This window comes from Pontibacter sp. SGAir0037, assembly GCF_005491705.1.
Classification (GTDB): Bacteria; Bacteroidota; Bacteroidia; order Cytophagales; family Hymenobacteraceae; genus Pontibacter.
The window spans coordinates 5,021,386-5,038,796 of the sequence record NZ_CP028092.1 but is presented as its reverse complement, the minus strand read 5'-3'; the positions used below and the strand labels follow the sequence as shown (position 1 = coordinate 5,038,796).

At 43.9% G+C, this 17,411-nt stretch carries 15 protein-coding genes; 10 read left to right on the top strand and 5 right to left on the bottom strand.

The window, feature by feature from the left end:
- Positions 1-84: 84 nt before the first annotated feature.
- Complete coding sequence (gene mltG, locus C1N53_RS20935; protein WP_137761156.1) at positions 85-1,149, bottom strand: endolytic transglycosylase MltG; 1,065 nt, start codon at positions 1,147-1,149, stop codon at positions 85-87.
- Between the two features lie 238 nt (positions 1,150-1,387).
- Between mltG and C1N53_RS20930 the strand changes: the two genes are divergently transcribed.
- Positions 1,388-2,014: an L-threonylcarbamoyladenylate synthase gene (locus C1N53_RS20930; protein WP_137761155.1), complete on the top strand. Its 627-nt coding sequence runs from the start codon at positions 1,388-1,390 to the stop codon at positions 2,012-2,014.
- Positions 2,015-2,050: 36 nt separating this feature from the next.
- On the opposite strand, the gene C1N53_RS20925 is transcribed toward C1N53_RS20930, so the two are convergent.
- On the bottom strand, positions 2,051-2,896 hold the full coding sequence (locus C1N53_RS20925) for a lysophospholipid acyltransferase family protein (RefSeq protein WP_240773317.1): 846 nt from the start codon (positions 2,894-2,896) through the stop codon (positions 2,051-2,053).
- A 344-nt stretch (positions 2,897-3,240) separates the two neighbouring features.
- Between C1N53_RS20925 and C1N53_RS20920 the strand changes: the two genes are divergently transcribed.
- The 5 genes from C1N53_RS20920 to C1N53_RS20900 all read left to right on the top strand — a co-directional run bounded on the left by C1N53_RS20920 (position 3,241) and on the right by C1N53_RS20900 (position 10,357).
- Positions 3,241-3,846 carry a WbqC family protein gene (locus tag C1N53_RS20920; protein ID WP_240773316.1) on the top strand — a complete coding sequence of 202 codons (606 nt, stop codon included), beginning with the start codon at positions 3,241-3,243 and terminating at the stop codon, positions 3,844-3,846.
- A 124-nt stretch (positions 3,847-3,970) separates the two neighbouring features.
- Positions 3,971-6,577: an ATP-dependent Clp protease ATP-binding subunit gene (locus C1N53_RS20915; RefSeq protein WP_137761153.1), complete on the top strand. Its 2,607-nt coding sequence runs from the start codon at positions 3,971-3,973 to the stop codon at positions 6,575-6,577.
- A gap of 164 nt (positions 6,578-6,741) precedes the next feature.
- Positions 6,742-8,301 (top strand): acyl-CoA carboxylase subunit beta, encoded by a 1,560-nt coding sequence (locus C1N53_RS20910; protein ID WP_137761152.1) that lies wholly within the window; start codon positions 6,742-6,744, stop codon positions 8,299-8,301.
- Positions 8,302-8,397: 96 nt separating this feature from the next.
- On the top strand, positions 8,398-9,468 hold the full coding sequence (locus tag C1N53_RS20905; RefSeq protein ID WP_137761151.1) for a M42 family metallopeptidase: 1,071 nt from the start codon (positions 8,398-8,400) through the stop codon (positions 9,466-9,468).
- Positions 9,469-9,577: 109 nt separating this feature from the next.
- Positions 9,578-10,357, top strand: coding sequence for a helical backbone metal receptor (locus C1N53_RS20900; RefSeq protein WP_137761602.1), 780 nt, complete (start codon positions 9,578-9,580; stop codon positions 10,355-10,357).
- A gap of 68 nt (positions 10,358-10,425) precedes the next feature.
- Here C1N53_RS20900 and C1N53_RS20895 read toward each other — a convergent pair whose 3' ends face one another.
- Together C1N53_RS20895 and aroB are read right to left on the bottom strand one after the other, a co-directional pair.
- Positions 10,426-11,655 carry a 3-phosphoshikimate 1-carboxyvinyltransferase gene (locus C1N53_RS20895; protein WP_137761150.1) on the bottom strand — a complete coding sequence of 410 codons (1,230 nt, stop codon included), beginning with the start codon at positions 11,653-11,655 and terminating at the stop codon, positions 10,426-10,428.
- Positions 11,652-12,689, bottom strand: a complete 1,038-nt coding sequence (aroB, locus tag C1N53_RS20890) for a 3-dehydroquinate synthase (RefSeq protein WP_137761149.1) — start codon at positions 12,687-12,689, stop codon at positions 11,652-11,654. The genes C1N53_RS20895 and aroB overlap by 4 nt, the downstream gene beginning before the upstream one ends.
- A 223-nt stretch (positions 12,690-12,912) precedes the next feature.
- Between aroB and C1N53_RS20885 the strand changes: the two genes are divergently transcribed.
- Complete coding sequence (locus tag C1N53_RS20885; protein ID WP_137761148.1) at positions 12,913-14,130, top strand: proline dehydrogenase family protein; 1,218 nt, start codon at positions 12,913-12,915, stop codon at positions 14,128-14,130.
- Positions 14,131-14,360: 230 nt separating this feature from the next.
- On the opposite strand, the gene C1N53_RS20880 is transcribed toward C1N53_RS20885, so the two are convergent.
- Positions 14,361-14,561: a hypothetical protein gene (locus C1N53_RS20880; RefSeq protein ID WP_137761147.1), complete on the bottom strand. Its 201-nt coding sequence runs from the start codon at positions 14,559-14,561 to the stop codon at positions 14,361-14,363.
- A 144-nt stretch (positions 14,562-14,705) separates the two neighbouring features.
- Between C1N53_RS20880 and C1N53_RS20875 the strand changes: the two genes are divergently transcribed.
- From C1N53_RS20875 to C1N53_RS20865, 3 genes are all read left to right on the top strand, one after another.
- On the top strand, positions 14,706-15,278 hold the full coding sequence (locus C1N53_RS20875; RefSeq protein ID WP_137761146.1) for an RNA polymerase sigma factor: 573 nt from the start codon (positions 14,706-14,708) through the stop codon (positions 15,276-15,278).
- A gap of 49 nt (positions 15,279-15,327) precedes the next feature.
- A complete protein-coding gene (locus C1N53_RS20870; protein WP_137761145.1) occupies positions 15,328-16,437 on the top strand; it encodes a S1C family serine protease in 1,110 nt (369 codons plus the stop codon).
- Positions 16,438-16,600: 163 nt separating this feature from the next.
- Positions 16,601-17,374, top strand: a complete 774-nt coding sequence (locus C1N53_RS20865; protein ID WP_240773315.1) for a fasciclin domain-containing protein — start codon at positions 16,601-16,603, stop codon at positions 17,372-17,374.
- Positions 17,375-17,411: the final 37 nt, after the last annotated feature.

The window sequence follows — 17,411 nt, the reverse complement described above, 5'->3', positions numbered from 1 at the left end:
TGATAAGGGAGTTTATTCACAAGATGCAAAAGATTCTAAAACATTAGATTTTAGCCTTTGCCTAGCAGTTTTTGTCCAGTGTAATTATTTCATAATATTACGCTCGTTCATAGCTTTATGAAAGCGACGGGCGTTGGCTAAATGCTCAGACTCTGTGGTAGCAAAGGCATGGTATCCTGAGAAGTCATCCTTTGCGCAGAAATAAAGGTAATTATGCTGCTCCGGGTTTAGCACGGCATCTATAGCAGAGATGGTAGGCACATTAATAGGCCCTGGCGGCAAACCTTTGTACTTATAAGTGTTGTAAGGCGAGTCGTGCTGCAAGTGCACGTTTAATACGCGCCTGATGCTAAAATCGCCTACACTAAATACAACAGTAGGATCGGCCTGCAGCAACATCCCGCGCTTCAGGCGGTTGAGGTATACACCAGCAACCCGCGGTCTTTCATCAGCATGCCTGGCCTGCTCCGCCTGCACTATAGAAGCCAGTGTAGAAACTTCTTTCTGAGATAAACCTAATTTGTCTGCCTTTGCTTTGCGCTCGGCTGTCCAGAATTTATCATACTCTGCCTTCATTCGCTCCATTAAACCGGTAGCTGTGGTTGTCCAGTATACCTCATATGTGTTCGGTATAAACATTGCCACCACCGTTGTAGTATCAAAGCCCAGCGTTTCCAGGTAAGCCTGGTCGTTCAGCAGACTGTCAATTTCCGCCACACCCGGCTCCAGTTCAGAAGCTAGCCTCTCGGCCAGCTGGCTCCTTAGGCGGATATTGTTAAATGTCAGGTTAAGAGGGGTTTGCTCACCCAGGCGCAGCACACCAATAAGCTGGCGGTTGCTCCAGCCATTTTCTACTTTGTAACGGCCGGGCTTTACCAGCTTATCGTAATCCATAAGTTTAGCCATAAAATGGAAAGACAAAGGATCGATAATGGATTTAGTTGCCTCCACCGCAGCCATTGCTTGCTCGTAGGTGGCCCCTGTCGGTATATAAACATAGGTTTCTTTGCCTTTTGTGTCTACATTGGGCGTATACACAATTTGGTAGGCATAATAAGAAAAGGAAACAAACAGGAACAGGAATAAGACAACCAGGCCTGGGATCAGGTTACTTTTCTTTTTTCTGGGATATGCGACTTTTTTAGTCATAATTTGTAAAGGAGCCTTTGGAGGGCTAACCAACAGCACCTCCATTTTCAGGGTCAAATTTAACAGATATTATCTAATTCAGTACAAAGTGAATTAGATAGGAGGTGGTTAAACCTAACTTTATACTGCCTGGTCAGCTTTAAATCTAAAGGCTGTAGCAAAAACGCTTAAGCCTTTCTTTCAGTATAGTAAACTGAATCATCAGGACAGAAATTCATTTAACCTATAACTTACCAGTATGGCAAATGCAGTTTTCACACAGATACACCCCGACAACCCGCAGCAGAAGAAGATTCTGGAGGCTGTAGACATTCTGCGCAATGGCGGTATTATTATTTACCCAACTGATACCATCTATGGCATTGGCTGCGATATTCATAATACAAGAGCTGTAGAACGTGTGTGCCAGATAAAAGGAGTTAAACCTGATAAAGTAAACCTTTCCTTCATTTGCTCCGACCTTACCCATATCTCAGATTATGCCAAGGTAGATACGCCTTCCTATAAAATTATGAAGAAGGCGCTGCCCGGGCCCTTTACTTTTGTACTGGATGCCAGCAGCAAAGTTCCGCGCTATGCCGGCAGCAAAAAGAAAACAGTAGGTATTCGTGTGCCAGACAATAATATTGCCTTGAGCCTGGTTCGGGAACTTGGCAATCCTATTTTGTCTACCTCTGTACACGACGACGATGAAGTGCTGGAGTATACTACAGACCCTGAGCTAATTTATGAGAAGTTTAAAAACCTGGTGGATATGGTGATTGATGGCGGCTATGGAAACAACATTGCCTCTACAGTAGTGGATGCCACCAATAATTTTGAGGTACTCCGCGAAGGTGCCGGAGATATAGAACAATATCTATGATGTGAAGCTAAAATACTTTCAATCACATCTTCGGATCTATTCCTTTACTGCATCAGGCCGCTTGTGCTTCCAGCGTTTATGCGTCCAGAGGTAGTTGGCGGGAGCTCGTTGTATAGACTTTTCAAGCCTGCGGGCGAAAGCTTCTGTAACAGGGAACTCGCCTTCTGCAGGTTTATCGACGCCATCAGACAATACATCAAACGTAAGGGTATAATAGCCCCGCTTCGTGCGGTACACGTCCAGAAAAAGAACGGGGTAGCCAAATGTATTCGCCAGCTTTTCAGCACCTACATAAAAAGCCGTATCCTGGTTAAGGAAATCAGTCCAGTACTGTATCTCCCCTAAAGGAGGTGTCTGGTCCGATAGCATGGCAATAACGCGTGGAATCCTTTTGTTCTTAACAAAATCACGCATTGTATCTTTCATCTTTATTAACCTGGCCCCCAGGCGAGAACGAAGGTAAAGCATGAATTCCTCAAAAAACGGATTATGGAGCGGTTTGTAAATACCTTCTGCCGGAAATTCGAATTGTACTGCCCCGGCCGAGAGTATCCACTCCCAGTTGCCAGAGTGGGAGCCCATGGTAATGGCAGGCTTTCCCTGCTTCACAAACCGGTCCAGCACCTCCTGGTTTGCAAAGGTTATTCTATTACGCATTTCAGCTGCTTTCATTGAGGCCAGCTTCAAAATCTCCACAACCAGATCTGCAAACTGCCTGTAAAAATCTTTGGCTATTTCATGTATCTCCTGCTTGCTCTTTTCGGGAAAAGAATTACTTAAATTCTGTATTACCACCTTTTTCCGGTAGCCAACCACATGGTATACCAGCAGAAATAAAACATTTGCGAAGATATACAAGACAGGTAGCGGCAGTAAGGACAAACCTTTAAGGAGCCACCATAAAGGATAATAGAGTATTGGTATATGAGGTAGTTTCTTCACAAAGTCTAAACGAACCACAAAGGTACAACCCTGCATCGGATTATGAAATCCCAGAATTCGTGCTTATTTAGCAGCATCAGGTATCAGCATCAAATTAGAAATTAGAAATTAAAAATTATGAATTAGAAATGAATGACCCAATGATCATTTTCCTCCAGTTAATCTTAAATTTTTATTCGGAAGCTAGGTTGACTGTGTACTAGATGCCAGACAAAAGATTCTGTGGCAAAGGATAAAAAAAAATCACTCTCCAACTTTCTAACTCTTTAACTATCTAACTCACCTTGGTTCTTCTTTCAGAAATACAATATAATCCTCCTGTAAGCTACTTCTGGCACGCTATTCGCTCTGAAAGTATACAGATTGAGGCGCATGAAAATTATATAAAGCAAAGTTACCGCAACCGCTGTCATGTGCTCACAACGCAAGGCGTTGTGCCGCTAAGCATACCAATCCGCCGCGGAAACAGCAAAGACAAAACCATTATTACATCCATTGAGATAGATTACAGCCAGAAGTGGTTTAATGTGCATTGGCGTACAATACAATCGGCTTACGGACGTGCTCCTTTTTTTGAGTACTACAGCGATTATATCCGGGAAGTGTACGAACGCCAGCCTAAATATTTATTCGACCTGAATGTTGATTTATTACGGCTTTATTTTAAATTTATGAAACTGGAGAAACCGCTTCAGTTTACAGATAAATACCTGGTAGAGGTACCGGAAAACGTGCTGGATGTTAGAAATAAAATACATCCCAAAATCTATCATGACAATTTGCACGTAAAACCCTATACACAAGTATTTGGCAAACAATTTGTACAAGAACTGAGTATAATTGACTTGTTGTTTACACAGGGACCAAAGTCACTTTCCTTTTTACTATAAAAGCCTGTAAGGCTGCCGATTTGGTGAACATTTACACCCTACGGCTTGTTAGAATTTAGGGCTTTTCCTGTTGGCCTCAATCAATTAATTACATTCTGACTTTTTATTTTTTATAGGAGTATACATGGAAGCTAAATTCTCAAACCGAGTGAAAGAGGTTATCTCACTCAGCCGTGAGGAAGCTATTCGTCTTGGGCATGACTACATTGGTACTGAACATCTAGTACTGGGCATGATCCGGGAAGGAGAAGGTACTGCCATTGCTCTGCTCAAAAAGCTGGGTGTTTCGATAGATGAACTAAAGTACGCTTTAGAGCAGGCTACACGAAACACGGCTTCACAAGGCAGCAATATTACGGGTAGTATTCCGCTTACAAAACAGACTGAGAAGGTGCTTAAAATAACATACCTGGAGGCCAAAATCTTCAAGAGTGACATTATTGGCACAGAGCACCTCTTATTATCCATCCTGCGGGATGAAGACAATATATCTTCTCAAATTCTAGCGAAATTTAATGTGAATTACGAAGCAATAAGAGACTCATTGGATTATCACAGCAATAATCCCCTGGCATCATCAGATACCGACGATTCTGATGATTCAGACAAATTGTTTGGAAGTTCTTCTTCCTCACGCTCTGGCAGTTCTAGCAAGAAAGCCGGCGAGAAGTCTCGCACTCCTGTGCTGGATAACTTCGGACGTGACCTGACCAAACTTGCTGAAGAAGACAAACTGGACCCGATTGTAGGTCGCGAAAAAGAAATTGAGCGTGTGGCCCAGGTACTTAGCCGCCGCAAAAAGAACAACCCTATTTTGATTGGGGAGCCTGGTGTAGGTAAAACAGCTATTGCTGAAGGCCTTGCCCTGCGTATTATTCAGAAGAAGGTAAGCCGTGTGCTTTTCAACAAACGCGTTGTTACCCTCGATCTTGCTTCTCTGGTAGCTGGCACAAAATACCGTGGTCAGTTCGAGGAGCGCATGAAAGCAGTGATGAACGAACTGGAAAAATCTCCGGACGTGATCCTGTTTATTGACGAGCTGCACACCATCGTAGGTGCTGGCGGCGCTTCAGGTTCGCTGGATGCCTCTAACATGTTCAAGCCTGCACTTGCCCGTGGCGAGATTCAATGCATCGGTGCTACTACGCTGGATGAATACCGCCAGTACATCGAGAAAGATGGTGCCTTAGCCCGTCGTTTCCAGATTGTTATGGTTGATCCTACTTCTCCGGAAGAAACAATCGAGATCTTAAATAACATCAAAGACAAGTACCAGGACCACCACCACGTTAACTACACCGATAAAGCCATTGAGGCCTGCGTGAAGTTGAGTGACCGCTATATGAGCGACCGTTTCTTACCAGATAAAGCAATTGATATTCTGGATGAAGCCGGTGCCCGTGTACACATTAACAATATTGTTGTACCAGAGGATATCCTGAAGCTGGAAGAGCAGATTGAGAATATCAAGGTAGAGAAAAACCGCGTTGTGAAGAGCCAGAAATATGAAGAGGCTGCCCAACTCCGCGATAAAGAGAAAAAACTGATCGATCAGCTCGAAACTGCGAAACGCAACTGGGAAGAAGAAACCAAGAAGAAGCGCTATACAGTAAAAGAGGAAAATGTGGCAGAAGTTATTGCCATGATGACAGGTATTCCTGTTAAACGTATCGCTCAGAAAGAAGGCCAGAAATTACTGAACATGGGCGAAGAGCTTAAAGGGAAAGTAATTGGCCAGGATAAGGCTATCCAGCAATTGGTTAAAGCCATTCAGCGTACACGCGTTGGTTTAAAAGATCCGAAAAAGCCAATTGGTTCGTTCGTGTTCTTGGGCCCGACAGGTGTAGGTAAAACAGAGCTTGCCAAAGTGTTGGCTACGTACCTGTTCGATAAAGATGATGCCCTGGTTCGCATCGACATGAGTGAGTACATGGAGAAATTCAGTGTATCCCGCTTGGTTGGAGCGCCTCCAGGATACGTAGGCTACGAAGAAGGTGGCCAGCTGACTGAGAAAATCCGTCGTAAGCCATATTCTGTGGTATTGCTCGACGAGATTGAGAAAGCTCACCCGGATGTATATAATCTGTTGCTACAGGTGTTAGACGATGGTATTCTGACAGACGGATTAGGCCGTAAGGTTGACTTCCGTAACACGATCATCATTATGACATCTAACATCGGTGCCCGCGACTTACAGGACTTTGGTGCCGGTATAGGTTTCATGTCTAAAACACGTTCTGAGAATGTGGATGATATCATGAAAGGTACTATTGCCAGTGCATTGAGAAAAACATTCTCTCCTGAGTTCCTGAACCGTTTGGATGATGTAATTGTGTTTAACTCACTTAACCGTGAAGACATGCACAAAATCATTGAGCTGTCGCTTGGCAAACTGTTCACCAGAATCGAAACGCTTGGCTACAGCATCGAGCTAACAGACAAGGCAAAAGATTTTGTGGCAGACAAAGGATATGATCCGAAGTATGGTGCTCGTCCGTTAAACCGTGCTATTCAGAAATATATCGAAGATCCGATTGCGGAGGAGATACTGAAAGCAGAGGTAGCGCAGGGTGATGTTCTGCTGGTGGATCATGAAGAAGGCAAAGAGCAGTTAACTTTTAAATCGAAGAAAAGCAGTGGCAAAAAAGCCAGTAGCGCTTCCGACGATGACGAAGAAACAACTGAACCAAGCAAATCTTCCGGATCAGGCAACGACAAGTCGAACGACTAATTCAGCATAAGTATATCAATAAGGGTCGCCCTATAAGGCGGCCCTTATTTTTTTATATTTTGCACTTTAATAATTCAGAAGAAGTCTAAATATATAATATTGTATTTTTACTAAATTTGGATTCTATTCACACCAAATTAGGTTATCAAGCAATTAAGATTTAAATGGCAGGAGAAATCAGGCAGAGTCAAATAGAAACGCTGGAACGCAAAAATGCTGAAGCACTTTTAGGAGGAGGACAAGACAGAATAGACGCACAGCATGCAAAAGGAAAATTAACTGCACGAGATCGCATTCATTTACTGCTCGACGAAAATTCTTTTGAAGAAATCGGCAAATTTGTAATGCACCGCTCAAAAGACTTTGGTTTAGATAAACAATATTATCTGGGAGACGGAGTAGTCACAGGTTATGGCACCATCAACGGCCGTGCAGTATATATATTCTCTCAGGATTTTACAGTATTAGGAGGCTCCCTCTCCGAAACACATGCCGAAAAAATTGTGAAAATTATGGAGCTGGCCATGAAAAATGGTGCTCCGGTAATTGGACTGAACGATTCGGGCGGAGCGCGTATTCAGGAGGGCGTTGTTTCTTTGGGTGGCTATGCCGATATCTTTTACCGCAACACACTGGCATCAGGAGTTATTCCCCAGATTTCTGCTATCATGGGACCGTGTGCCGGCGGCGCAGTATACTCACCGGCCATCACCGATTTTATTATGATGGTGGAAAACACCTCCTACATGTTTGTAACTGGCCCTAACGTTGTAAAAACCGTTACACATGAAAATGTTACCTCTGAAGAGCTGGGAGGTGCCAGTACACATAGCACCAAAAGCGGTGTTACGCACTTTTCCTGTGCCAACGAGGTAGAGTGTATCAACTATATTAAGAAACTTCTGAGCTATATACCTCAGAATTGCGAAGACCTCCCTCCTTCTCTGCCTTACACTACATCCGGCAACGAAGAGCGAGAGGTGCTAAACACTATTGTACCCGAAAACCCAAACCAGCCTTACGATATGCGTGAGGTAATTGAAGGGATCATAGACGCTGACTCATTCTTTGAAGTACATAAGAACTTTGGAGAAAATATTGTTGTTGGTTTTGCCCGTTTAGGTGGCCGCAGCATTGGCATCGTAGGAAACCAGCCTGCTGTACTGGCGGGTGTGTTGGATATTAATGCCAGCACCAAGGCAGCCCGCTTTGTGCGTTTCTGCGACAGCTTTAACATTCCTCTACTAGTGCTGGAAGATGTGCCTGGCTTCCTGCCAGGCACCGACCAGGAATGGCGCGGCATCATTACCAACGGAGCCAAACTACTTTATGCTTTCTGCGAAGCTACAGTGCCACGTATCACTGTTATTACACGCAAGGCTTATGGCGGTGCCTACGATGTGATGAACTCCAAACATATTGGTGCAGATATGAACTATGCCTGGCCAAGTGCTGAAATTGCCGTGATGGGCGCACAAGGCGCTGCCGAAATCATATTTAAGCGTGAAATTGCTACTGCCGCAGATCCGGCTGCTAAACTGGCGGAGAAGGTAGAGGAGTATAAAGAAAAATTTGCCACTCCATACCGTGCCGCTCACCGGGGCTTTATAGACGAGGTTATCATGCCTTCCGAAACTAGAGCCAAGCTGATCAAGGCATTTAAGATGCTGGAGAACAAAGCGGTGCAGCTTCCTCGTAAGAAGCATGGGAACATACCCCTTTAGTAGAATTATAAATTAGAAATTATGAATGTTTCTCTGAGTATACAATCATAATTTCTGTTCTCATAATTCATAACTCATAATTTATAATTAAAATCTATGCGTCCAGAATCTTTTGATTTTTTACAAACTTACCTGAATAACTCCTCGCCCACAGGCTTCGAGGCAGAAGGCCAGAAGCTTTGGCTGGAGTACCTTAAACCATATATAGACAGCTACTTTGTAGATACCTACGGCACTGTAGTAGGTGTTATCAACCCTGAAGCGGAATACAAAGTAGTAATTGAGGCGCATGCCGATGAAATCTCCTGGTTCGTGAACTATATCACACCAGAAGGATATATTTACCTGAGACGCAACGGCGGCTCAGATGCTCTTATAGCCCCTTCCAAGCGTGTAAACATCTATACCAGCAAAGGCATTGTGAAAGCAGTTTTTGGCTGGCCAGCCATTCACGTGCGTAAAGTTGAAAACGACAAGGCCCCTACCATCGAAACTGTGTTTCTGGACTGTGGCGCCAGCAGCCGCGACGAAGTAGAACAGATGGGTATTCATGTAGGTTGTGTCGCCACTTTTGAAGACGAATTTACTGTACTAAACGATAAGTTCTATGTAGGCCGTGCCCTAGATAATCGTATCGGAGGTTTCATGATTGCTGAGGTTGCCCGCCTGGTAAAAGAGAATAAAAAAGAACTTCCTTTTGGCCTTTACATTGTAAATGCGGTTCAGGAAGAAATTGGCTTGCGTGGTGCCGAAATGATTGCACACCGCATTAAGCCGGATGTAGCCATTATTACAGATGTAACGCATGATACACAGTCGCCCATGTATGATAAAAAGACAAGCGGCGATATTCATTGCGGAAAAGGACCTGTTGTTTCTTATGGTCCGGCTGTTCAGAATAATGTGCGTGATCTCATTATCAATACAGCACAGGAAAAAGAGATACCGTTCCAGCGTGCAGCCGTTTCACGTGCAACTGGTACCGATACAGATGCTTTTGCTTACTCCAATGCAGGTGTAGCCTCAGCGCTTATCTCTCTGCCACTAAAGTACATGCACACTACGGTGGAGACAGTACACAAGGACGACGTGCAAAACGTAATCAACCTGATCTACGAAACGATCCTGAAAATAGAAAACAATCAGGATTTCCGTTACCTGAAATAAGCCCTGTATGTTCGGGCAAACCCGGCAGGTTTTGGACAACCTGCCGGGTTTTTCTTTTCTACTACTGCTACTTTTCTCAATGGCTCTTCCACGCATCTTAACAGACCAGATGGGGCACCAGCTTACGTTGCCACACCCTCCACAGCGCATTATCTCTCTGGTACCCTCGCAAACAGAATTGCTCTTCGACTTAGGTTTAGGAGAAAGATTAGTGGGTGTTACCAAGTTCTGCCTACACCCTAAAGAACAGGTAAAGCAAAAGACCGTTATTGGCGGCACAAAGAATTTCAGGTTTGATGTGATTGCACAGCTGCAGCCCGATCTCATTATCGGCAACAAGGAGGAAAACTATAAGGAAGGGATAGAACAGCTACAACGGCACTACCCTGTCTGGATGAGCGATATTTATACCTTAGATGATGCCCTGCAGATGATGCAGCAGTTAGGGGACATAACAGCCACTACAACCCAAGCATTCCATTTAATGCAGCAGGTCCGTTCAGGCTTCGAAAGCCTGAAGCCGTTGGCATACCCGGTCAGCACTGCTTACTTTATCTGGCGTGGCCCTTATATGGCAGTGGGCAACTATAATATAATCGACCACATGCTACAGCGTTGTGGCTTTCGGAATGCCTTTGCCGCATTGGCAAGGTATCCGGTAGTAGAGCCAGAACAACTGCAACAGGCAAATCCACAACTGATCCTGCTTTCCTCAGAACCTTATCCTTTTAAGGAAAAGCACATCTTGGAATTCCAGCAGCTATGCCCTCAGGCTTTCATTAAAGTAGTTGACGGTGAAATGTTCAGCTGGTACGGCAGCAGGCTTTTAAACGCCCCAGCTTATCTGCAAACTATCATAGAGGAAGTAGCCGAAAGCCTAAAAAGATAACTGCCGTTTCGTCTGTTAAGCGAAACGGCAGCTTAGTTAAAGATCGAATGCTGCTTAATTAGCAGGCACTACCCCTCAAACTTTACTTCAAAACCCACCTTTTCCAGGTCTTCCCAGAACCTTGGGTAAGATTTGCGCACCACGCGCGGCTCCTGAATTTTTATCGGCTCCAACAAAGCAATAGGTGCAAAGGCCATAGCCATGCGATGATCTTCGTAAGTCCGGAATTCAAGCTCTTTCTTTTCAATTACACCTGGTGCCATCTGAAACACCCCGGGCGTTACTTCCTGTAAAGATGAGTTTAAGCTAAGCGATTCTATTTGCAAAGCCTGAATGCGGTCAGTTTCTTTTATGCGCAGACTCTCTACACCGGTCATACTTAACTTTACACCCAGGCCGGCACATAAAGCAACAATAGTCTGTGCCAGATCGGGGCAGTCGGAGAAGTCGATGGAAACAGACATCTCATGCTCTTTCTTCGTGAGCTTTACCCCCTCCTCTGTAAAGGTAGAGTGTACACCTAAACGATACATAATGTCAGCTATAGCACTATCACCCTGGTAAGAGTCCTCCCTTAAACCTAATAACGTGATATCGGCCTCCTGTGCAAGCGCCACAAAACTATACCAGTAACTGGCTGCCGACCAATCCGACTCTACGCTAAAGCTTGCTGCCTTGTAAGCCTGGTGCGCTACCTTGATAGTATTTCCTGAAAAAACAGCATCTACGCCAAAGTGCTTCATCAGCGAAAGTGTCATCTCAATATAAGGGCGTGAACCGATCTTTCCCTCCAGCTCCAGTTCCAACCCTTCCGGGAGCAAAGGCCCTACCATCAGCAGAGCAGAAATATACTGGCTACTGATATCGCTGCGCACTTTCAGTTTATTGTTGCCACTGCCGCTAAAGCCTTTAATTTTTAGGGGCGGATAGCCTTCTTCTCCTGAGTACTCGATGTTGGCACCTAACTCACGCAATGCATCTACCAGCACCTTAATGGGGCGCTGGCACATACGCTCAGTGCCTGTTAAGGTCTTTTCTTGTCCGGTGATGGCATAGTAAGCTGTTAAAAAACGCATTACTGTTCCGGCATCTTCTGCATTTATCGTTTCAGCATCACTCTTCAGCAAGCGCTGTAACAACTGCGTATCATTTGCCTCCGACAGATTGTGCAACTGCGATTCCTGCCCGGATAATGCCGCGATAATTAAAGCGCGGTTAGCCTCACTTTTAGAGGCAGGTAATTTTATTTTCCCTTGAATAGTATTGGTTGGGTGGCTTAGCGTAAGGGCTTTGGTCATAAAAGTTGGTAATAACGTAATGATTCCTGGATGTCCTGCAAGGTAATGGCCTGATCGTATACAGCTTTGCCAATGCTTTGTAGCAGGGTACAATTTATAGTAGAGCGGGTATTCTTCTTATCCTGAAGTGCCAGCTGCGCAATCTTTTCAATATCGTCTTCGCCAATGCTTACTTTTTCATAAACAGACACCAGGAAAGTTTCAATCTTATCTAGTTCTTCTTTTGAAAGCAGTTCTTTTTTTACGGAAAGGTAGGCTTCACAAAACATCCCGACCGCAATGGCTTCTCCGTGGAGCAGCTCTCTGCCTGGCTGCTGCATCAGATACGTTTCCACAGCATGGCCAACTGTATGGCCGAAGTTAAGCACCTTTCTGTAGCCTCCTTCCAGCGGGTCAGCCGTTACGACTTCAGATTTTATATGTACCGAGTGCCGTATAAGTGCTTCCCAGTCTTCGGTAAAAAGACCTATATTGCGTTGGGTCTGAAAAGCCTCAGCATCAGCAATGAGCCAGTGCTTAATTATTTCGGCATAGCCCGATTTCACCTGCCTTTGCGGAAGCGTCTGCAAAAAAGTGGGATCTATAAACACCGCCTGTGGCTCCTGGTATACGCCAATGTGGTTTTTCAGGCCATGAAAATCAATGCCTGTTTTTCCTCCCACGCTGGCATCTACCTGAGCAAGTAAGGTAGTAGGCACCTGCACAAAATAGATTCCGCGTTTAAAAACTGAGGCACAAAAACCACCCATATCTCCTATTACGCCTCCTCCCAAATTAACCAGTACTGCCCAACGGTCCAGGTTCAGTTCCGTCATGCGTTGCCATATCAGCTCGCAGGTCTGCAATGTCTTATGCTCCTCGCCACTTGGAATCTGTATCAGGCTGTGCTCCGGCAGGTAATCCTTCAGGCGCGGATAGCAATGGGCCAGGGTATTGTCATCAACCAGCACCACTACTTTAGAAAAAGCGCGGTTCCGAAGAAGCTCGTCTATCTCTTGTAAAGCACTGTTACCTATATGTATTGTCTCCGTCACGGAAATAGAATTTATTTGTTTAGCAATAAATACAGGGCCAAAGTATAAAATTATACTTTAATCCACTATACATTTTAGCAGTATTGCGCAGATCAAGGCTATTTAGGAATAACTTAAGCAAGTTAAAGCGCCAGCAGAAAACAATATCTTTTATGGCAGCACATCAGAAAGCATCATTATATGTTGTTGTTGCACTATCTTTGCCGTATTAAAACAAAAGTAAATGAACCCCAAAAATACTGTTTCATTTGACGATACCGCTGTTGCGTTCTCATCGAAGTCAGATACTGAGTTATATAAAATGTATTTGCTGTTTAAGTCTATGAACAGCAACCTTTTTGTAAAGGTAGGTGGTAGCCTTTTAAACACGGCCATAAACCTGCATCTTCCGGTTAAATTTATTGTAAAGCCAACTATCTTCAGCCACTTTTGTGGCGGAGAGACAATCAAAGAATCTGAAAGAGCTATACAAGAGCTGGGAAGCTACCATATAGGCACCATACTGGATTATTCTGTAGAGGGCGAAGGAAACGAGAAAAGCTTTGACGCTACTCGTGATGAACTGCTTCGGACAGTAGAGAAGGCCAGGGGAAATAAGCATATCCCGTTTTCAGTGTTCAAGGTTACCGGGTTGGTTGCTATTAAACTGCTGGAAAAGGTACAGGCAAAGCAACCCCTCACTCCTGATGAGCAGGCAGCGTTTAACCGCGGCCGTGATCGGGTGCAAGCTATCTGCCAGCGCTGTTACGAAGCAGGTGTACGTGTTTTTGTAGATGCAGAAGAAAGCTGGATTCAGGATACTATTGACAACCTGACCTACGAGATGATGGCACTTTACAACAGGGAGAAAGCCATTGTATACAACACTTATCAGCTATACCGCCACGACCGGCTCGAAGTGCTAAAGCGGGATGTGCAGCAGGCTGAACAAGTGGGATATTACATAGGGGGCAAACTGGTAAGAGGTGCCTATATGGAAAAAGAACGCAAGCGTGCCCGGGAAGCAGGTTACACCAGCCCTATAAATCCAAGCAAATCCGCGTCTGATAATCTTTTTGATGAGGCTCTCCGCTTCTGCATAAACCACCTGGATCGTATTTCTATTTGTGCAGGCACACACAATGAGGCAAGCTCTTATTTGTTAATGCAACTGATGCAGGAGCACCACATTGCCCCACAGGACGAAAGAATATTCTTTGCACAGCTTTATGGAATGAGTGATAATCTATCGTACAACCTGGCCAACGCAGGGTACAATGTAGCAAAGTATGTACCTTATGGCCCTGTAGAAGCTGTTATGCCTTATCTGCTGCGCCGCGCCAACGAGAATACTGCCATAGCAGGCCAAAGCAGCCGCGAATTCACGCTTATTAAAAATGAAATGGATCGCAGAAAGAACAAAAAAAGGGGAATAACAGATAACGTTTTTTCCCATTTTTAGCAAAAAACGGCTTGGCTTAAAGTACTATGGGGGTACAAAAACAGCCGAATTTGATTCTATAGGGCATATTCAGCTCTTATAACATTGCATAAACGAATTTGGCATGGAATCTGCAAACAGCTAATTACTTTGGCAAAAGTTTGAAAAATAAAAGGCCCCCAAGCATAAAGCAAGGGGGCCTTTTGTGTGTTTATAGAACTATAATTTAAATTCTTTAGTTCTGAAACAGATTACTGAACAGTAATAGTAGTGTCAGTAGTAGTAGCTGCTGAATCAACTTCAACTGGAGCAGTTTCTTCAACTGGAGCAGTTTCTTCAGTAGTAACTTCAGTACCTTCAGTAGCTTCAGTTTCAGTAGTAGCAGTTTCGCTGCAAGCAGTGAAAGAAACGAATGCAAGAGCAACTACAGCGATTTTAAATAAATTTTTCATTTTTTTGTTTGTGATTAAGTGTTTTGGTTTCGATTTTGAACTTCATACCAGAACTTGCGATAGGTAACCCGACTTTTTAAAAAAAATAAAAAAAAAATTTTGTGGGTTACAAAAAGGAGCTAATCGTATTAAAACTTGAACGGAATGAAGAACAGTTTGTATGAGACGGATGAGGCGATAATAAGGGGAATCCGTAACGACGATAATAGAGCCCTTGCCCATTTGTACAAACTCTATTTTCCTATGATTTCTCATTTAATTTTGAGCAACAGCGGAACTGACGACGAAGCAAAAGACATTTATCAGGAAGGCATTATTGTTTTCTTCGAGAAAATAAAAGACAATAGCCTGGAGCTGAGTTGCCAGATAAAAACGTACCTCTACTCGGTTTGCAGAAGGTTGTGGCTAAAAAGACTTGCCGAAAAGGGGCGATATGCAAACCGGATAGACGATGCAGAGGATTTTCTTTTACTAGAGGAAGATATACCACAGCATGAGGAAAATGAACGTCAGTTCGAGTTAATGGGCGAAGCGTTGGGACAATTAGGGGAACCTTGCCGAACGCTACTGGAAGATTATTATATACGCATGCAGAACATGCAGGACATTACCGACAAGTTTGGCTATACCAATACCGATACAGCCAAGAACCAGAAGTACAAATGCCTGCAACGTTTAAAGAAATTATTTTTTGCTACCTATAAACCACAGGTATAGCACCATAGTACATTTTAGGCTTTTTAAGCCTATTTAGAGAAACAGAGCAATGGGTTACAGCATTTACGAGCAAATAGAACGTTATCTGGAAGGAGCAATGCTATCAGAAGAGAAAATCTCTTTTGAAGCACTCCTGCATACCGACCATAGGTTAGCTGAGAAGGTTCAGGAGCATAAGCAATTGCTACATGCTATGAAGCACTATGGCCAACGCCAGTCTCTGAAGCAAAAGTTAAATGCGATACATACTGCCATGGAAGCTGAAACAGCTGAACAGGCACCCGCTCAGCTTACCCCTTCTCCATCTACCTGGAATGTTTTCTGGAAGCGCCACCGCCAGACTATGGCTGTGGCAGCCAGCGTGTCTTTGTTATCTGTTTTTGGCACTTTGTGGAGTGTGCAGCAGCTAAAGGCTCCTGTTCAACAGCAAACAGCCCGTTATGTAGAGCTACGCCGTGAGGTTGAAAAAATCAAGAAAGAGCAGAAGGCTATTATCAGCGGAATTCTTACAACGGAAGAAGCTAAACCTGCCCCACGCACTGCACGCTTTAGTGGTACTGGCTTTGCCATCAGTTCAGATGGTTACCTGATTACCAGTTCGCATGTTGTGGCTGGCGCAGATTCTCTTATAATTGAGAACAAGGCAGGAGATAAATATAAAGTAAGTACAGTATATCGCGACCAGACACACGATCTGGCTATTCTTAAAATCGAAGATCCAGCCTTTGAAGGCTTTGGAAAGCTGCCATATACCTTTAAAACTTCTGAAAGTGAACTGGGTGAAAAAGTTTTCACACTGGGCTATCCACGTGAGGACATAGTATTTGGAGAAGGATCACTAAGTTCTTCTTCTGGTTTCGAAGGCGACACTACTTCTTACCAGGTATCTATTCCGCTAAACCCCGGTAATAGCGGTGGGCCATTACTTGACGACAGAGGCAATCTGATTGGTATTATTAGTGGGAAACAAGCAGGCCAGGAAGGCGCAGCTTTTGCTGTAAAATCTGCTTACTTGCTTCAGACGCTGTCAGAGCTACCAGAAACCTCTAACTTAAATCCTATCTCATTACCGAAATATAACAATTTATCAGGCCATTCCCGAACCCAGCAACTGAAAAAGCTAAAAGACTATGTATTTGTAGTAAAGGTCTACAATTAATAAGTTAGTGGTTTATTCTATTTAGTTTAAGGTACCTGTAAGGCTGTTCAAACAGGAAATTTCTAACCCGAAATCCTAACATTTTTAACTCTTTGGCAGTTTAAGTTTATACAATGTTGTTATAAACCAACAACTTATATTGTTAATAAACTTAAATAAAGCTATGAAAAAAATAATGTTAAAACCCTTAGCTGCGATAGCGGTGGTATCTTTTACCATGTTTAGCTGCGCTAGCTCTAATGATGCAATGGATACAACTGCCATGAACGATGATACCAGCATGAGTGAAACTCAGACAATGGCTGGCGACGATCAGGTAAGTTCAAATGATACACAAAGTGCCCAAACAGAGTCCTACAGTAGCACAGATGTTTCCGGAGGCGATCTAAGTATTTCGGAAATGACGCTTACCAACGATGAAGACATTGATGAGATGTTTGGTGACATTGAAGAAACAGAACAATATGATATTCTGGAACTGGTAGACAAAAGCAGCAACCTTTCTACTTTCTCAAAATTAATTAAAGCTGCTGAGTTAGAGCCAGCCCTTCAGACTGGTGGTCCATTTACAGTATTTGCCCCAACTAACGAAGCATTTGCCAACCTGCCTGCAGGCGAGTTGGAGAACCTTCTTAAACCAGAAAATAAAATGGAGTTAAGACAGGTACTAGCTTCACACTTTCTAGCTGCCAAAGTATCTTCAGCACAATTCAACAATAACCAGCGCATTGGTTTATCCGATGACCAGGAAATTGTAATTGGCGTTGCGAATGCCGGAACTGGTGCTGGTACAGCTGCCGCTGCTAATAATATCACAATAGGTGGAGCTACTATTGTTAAACCAAACGTAGAAGCATCTAATGGTATGGTACACGTAGTGGATGCCATTATCCAACCTACCGCTACTTCTACAGGTGCAGGCGGTGGTATGCGCTAAGATAAATCATAATTTCAGCTACTAAAACAGAAAGGCC